3 protein-coding genes are annotated in these 4,800 nt (G+C 51.8%); 1 reads left to right on the top strand and 2 read right to left on the bottom strand.

The window, feature by feature from the left end; all coding sequences use genetic code 11:
* Nucleotides 1–117: 117 nt before the first annotated feature.
* Both OB13_RS11515 and OB13_RS11520 read right to left on the bottom strand, forming a co-directional pair.
* Entirely contained in the window at nt 118–2,964 is a 2,847-nt protein-coding gene (locus tag OB13_RS11515) for a M16 family metallopeptidase (protein ID WP_461490314.1), read from the bottom strand.
* 247 nt (nt 2,965–3,211) lie between these two features.
* Nucleotides 3,212–3,586 (bottom strand): hypothetical protein, encoded by a 375-nt coding sequence (locus tag OB13_RS11520; RefSeq protein WP_461490315.1) that lies wholly within the window; start codon nt 3,584–3,586, stop codon nt 3,212–3,214.
* Between the two features lie 289 nt (nt 3,587–3,875).
* Between OB13_RS11520 and OB13_RS11525 the strand changes: the two genes are divergently transcribed.
* Nucleotides 3,876–4,676 carry a sialate O-acetylesterase gene (locus tag OB13_RS11525; protein ID WP_461490316.1) on the top strand — a complete coding sequence of 267 codons (801 nt, stop codon included), beginning with the start codon at nt 3,876–3,878 and terminating at the stop codon, nt 4,674–4,676.
* Nucleotides 4,677–4,800 lie beyond the last annotated feature (124 nt).

The following is a 4,800-nucleotide window of genomic DNA, read 5'->3' on the forward strand; positions in this document are numbered from 1 at the left end:
CTGATAAAAGTTTATAGAATTATTCAATTTTTATTGAAACCCATAAAAAAAGGTGCTACAGACAGCTGACCTGAGTCATACTGCCTGTAGCACCAAATTATTTGTCTTCGCTTCTTGTTACTGAGCTGGCTCCGGGTTCATCACTACTTTAATGTAGTTGTTCAGCTTCAGGTAGTTTTTGGCCGCCTTGCCGATGTCTTTGGAGGTAAGCTTTTCAACCATCGCCAGTTTCTCGTTTAGGGCAGTTGGCTGCTCACCGTAGTAGTAAGCACTTTCCAAAGCGCTCAGCCACGCTCTGTTTTCACGCATATTGGTTTCGATGGAACGTCTGTCCGCTTCCTTCACTTTGCTCAGGTCTGCTTCGAGGGCACCGCTCTTCTGCAGTTTTTTGATTTCCTCAAAGGTGGCACTTACAAGTTTATCCACATTCTCCGGGGCACAGGTAAAGCTGATGTTGAAGGCATAGGTTTCTCTTGGATAGCGGCTGGCACCGGCAGTTACGCCTGTTCCGTATACCCCTCCAATTTCCTCGCGCAACTTCTCGGTCAACCGGATCTTCATCACTTCAGACAGCGCCGCCAGGTGGTAGCTGCTCTCTTTGCTGTACCTGGCCTGGTCGCGGAAGCTGATCATCACGTTGCTCTTCTGCTCGCTTCCTTTCACCAGTTCTTTGGTCACGACTCCTTTTGGGGCACGCACCTCCACATCCTTGAAGTTTTCTCTGCGGTTGGTGGCAGGCAGGCTACCCAGGTATGTTTGCAGCAAGGGCTTCATCTTCTCCACGTCGAAGTTGCCTACCAGCACAAAAGTAAAATCGCTGGCATCCGCAAAGCGGTTCTGGTAGATGGCATACGCTCTGTCCAGCTTTATCTGCTGCAGGTGTTCTACTGTCGGGATGCTGCCCCCTCGCAGGTGGTCCTGGGACTGGATGCGCGCTACCTGGTCGGCAAAGTAGTTCTGCGGACTGGCCAGCAGGTTCGGCAGAATGCCGTTGTACTGGGTCAGGAAGGCCTGAAAATCCTGCTCGCTCTTGCGCGGCGCTGTAAACTTAAGGTATACCAGTTGCAGCATGGTCTCCAGGTCCTTCGGCGTAGCTGCACCGGATAAACCTTCCCGTAGTTCGCTGATGTAGGCATTCACGCTGGCGTTCTTACCGGCCAGCACCTTTCGCAGGTCCACAGCTGACAGGTCTTTCACACCGCTGCGCCCCATGATCTCCGACGTGAAAGAGGCCGTGTGGTAGTCTGCGTCGGGGTAGAGCGAATGTCCGCCATGGCTGTAGGCCGACAGCAGGATCTCATCGTCTTTGAAGTCGGTTGGCTTCAGCACGACACGCGCCCCATTCGAAAGCGTCAGTTCTGTCACGCCCAGCTTCTCATGCTTGCTCTCTTTCGTGATGGTACCGGCTTTGGGTGTTTCGTCCATCAGGGCGGATGCCGTTACTTTGTCTTCGTACGGCTGCAGCTCTGCCAGCGATGCCTCTTTCAGGATGCTCAGTACTTCGGCCTCCGTCGGCAGCTTCACCGATTCTTTGGCCGGGGCCGTGATCACGACCACGCGGTTCTCCTCCGTGATCCACTGACCGGCCAGTTGGTTCACCTCTGTCAGCGAAACACCTTCCAGGTGCTGCTTCAGGAACTCATACTGAAACGCAATACCGGTAGCCGGCGAATTGTCCAGGAAGTTGGCCACATACTGGTTCACATACACCCCGGAGTTGGTCTTGCTGCGCTCGTTATACGCCCGCTCATACGCGGACAGCATCTGTATTTTATAGCGGCTCAGTTCGGATGCGGTGAAACCGTGGCGCTTGACACGCTCATTCTCTTCCGCAACTGTCCGGAGCGCACGTACCACACCTGTTTCGCTGGCACTCATGTAAGAGGAATAGGCGTCTTTGGAGCTCAGCCCCTGCAGGCTGGAGTAAGCGGTGCTGGCGTACAGGAACGGGGCGTCCGCTTGTTGCTGCAGCTCGCTCAGTCGCTGGTTCAGCATACCGTTGTAGAGGTCGCGGGCCAGCTTGTTGCGCATGTCCTGCAGCGTGTTCAGCTTCTGTGCGTCTTTTTTGTAGTGGAGTTGCAGGCTGGGGAAAGTGGCTTCTTTATCCCGTACAATGGAAACGAGCGTTTCCTTGTGGTTCGGAATAGCAAAGCTCTTGCGCTCCTTCGGGTTAGAAGCCGCCTTATACTTGCCAAAGCTCGCTTTGATCTTCTTCTCCATGGCGTCCACATCGATGTCCCCCACAACAACCACAGCCATTAAATCCGGGCGGTACCAGTCTTTGTAGTAGCGGCGTAGCTCTTCGTGTTTGAAGTTCTTCAGGACTTCATCCGTACCGATGGGCAGGCGCCTGGCATACTGCGAATCTTTGAAAAGCACCGGGAAGTACTGGTACGCCATACGCATACCGGCATCCTGGCGGGAACGCTTCTCTTCCACGATCACACCCCGTTCCTTGTCGATTTCTTCTCCTTCAAACGTCACGTTGAAGGCCCAGTCTTCCAGGATCAGCAAGCTCTTGTCTACGATCTCTTCCTTGTCGGTAGGTATAGGCAGGATGTAAACCGTCTCATCGAAACCGGTGTACGCATTCAGGTGCGCCCCGAACTTCACCCCTACTGATTGCAGGTAGTTGATGAGCTCGTTCTTTTTGAAGTTTTTGGTCCCGTTGAAGGCCATGTGCTCGGTGAAGTGCGCCAGTCCCTGCTGGCTTTCATCTTCCAGGATAGAACCTGCATTCACGGCCAGGCGCAGCTCGGCGCGCTTCTCAGGGGTTGTGTTTTTCTGAATGTAGTAGGTCAGGCCGTTTGCCAGCTTGCCGGTACGTACGTTTGGGTTCAGCGGAATGGGCTGGTTCAGCTCTGCAGCAGCCGTTGTGACAGGCTGCTGCGCCAGTACCACATGCCCCACGGATGTACCCAGCAGCACAGCTGCCAGGGACAGGGTCAGTAATTTCTTATTCATCAACTGGACTAAGGTTTGGGATTGTTTTCATGCTTGGAAAGGGGGCGCCTGCTTCAAACCAGCGCTGACGGCGGGCTGAAGTCATTCATAAAAATATACCTTTGCCCGTTATTCCGAAGGTTATATTATACCTATTCCGCCAATAACTATACCAACTCCGCTATTTCAGGGACCAATCCGGAAAAATCAGCCATTAAAAAAGGCAAGCCCGCCGGACTTGCCTTTTGCTGTTGTTGCAGGAGCCAGGCTACTTTTTCTTGCCTTTGCCGTTACCGCCCTTGGTCTGCTTTCCTTTGCCATTTCCTCCTTTTCCCGGCTGTCCTTTTGCCTTACCGCCTTTGGCAGGTGCAGCGTTATTGACAATCACAACCGTGCCGCCTTTTGAGCCTTTGCTCTTGGTATGGCCCGGATTTGTGGTACGGGGATGGTGGGGGTTATTCGGATTTTTGTACCAGCCTTTGTGCAGACCATTGTCCTTTTTAGTACCCGCTGTACGGGCAGATTTTCCGTCTTTGACTACAATGACACGTCCTGTGTTACTGTTACGCTTTTTGGAGGATGAACAGGAAGCCATAGTGGCTACGGCCAGTACAATCAGCAAAATATATCGGAGGCGATGCATAAATGAGTTTGTTACGATTTTGGATGTTAAACGTGTGAATTTACCATAAAAGTACACAACACGATAACATGTGGATAAAAATACCTGGTTGAAAAGCATACAATTTTCAGCCCTTTTACCGCCTACTCCCGTTTAAGGTACGGCAAGGCAGGTTTGAAACATCTTTCGAAAGCTTCAACCTAAGCCCTTCTCCCATCGTATTCTGCCTGTTGCTCTACACTGCTTCTGGCATACTAACCGCTTCTTTATGTTGAATAGAATTTACGGAATCCTACTTCTTACTTTGCTCGTGGTAGCACTATTATCATCCTGCGCTAAAAGCGATGAAGAGCAGCAGGAACCCATACTGGACGAAACAGTGGATGTTCACGTCATCCTGGGCCAGTCCAACAGCATCGGCCGGGCCAATACCATTGACCTGCCGGCAGAACTGCAAAAACCACTGGAGGGGTGTTATATTTTCAATCCTTCCAAAGGAAAATTTGAGATCCTGCACGCCGGCGTAAACACGCAGTCTGAAAAAGGACAGTTCGGACCCGTCGTAAAAGCGGCACAGCTGCTCCAGAACCACAAAAAGAAGAATGTATACTTCATCGTTGCCGGCGTTGGCAACACCCAATTGCATCATTCCGGCAACTCTACCATAAAAGACTGGCATCCCGACTCTGATGAGCTGGTGCCGCAGGCCAAACAAACAATTGAGCGGGCCCGGAAAGCTCTCGCCTCTGCCGGCACCGAACCAGTATTCAAGTCTGTTACCTGGTGGCAGGGCGAGAACGATGCGCTGGACAAAGGTATGGCAGAAGCCTACCGGCAAAATGAACAGGCCCTGTTTGACTCGTTAGACCAGGTAGACTACCTGAGCGGAACGAAGCGCGTCGTATTTAAGATCTTTTCGGATATGAATAATGTACCGTATGCAGGCATTGTCAACACAGGCAAATCCCAACGTGCTGCTGCCGATAACCGCACCATCAAAGTCATTGAAACGAACGGATACGATCGCATCCCTCAGGACCGGTTGCACGCCACAGCCAAAGGACAACTGCAGGCCGGCACCGACCTCTTCAACGCCCTTAAGAATCTTTAAAAAATTCCGGCTGGCCTGGCAGGCTATACCTGAATTTTCTGCAAAAAGAAAGGAGCCCTCGTACGAAGGCTCCTTTCTTTTTGCAGAGATAACTGTTGCAGTTTGTTAAATTACTTCGATCTCA

It is taken from the genome of Pontibacter sp. HJ8, assembly GCF_054824225.1.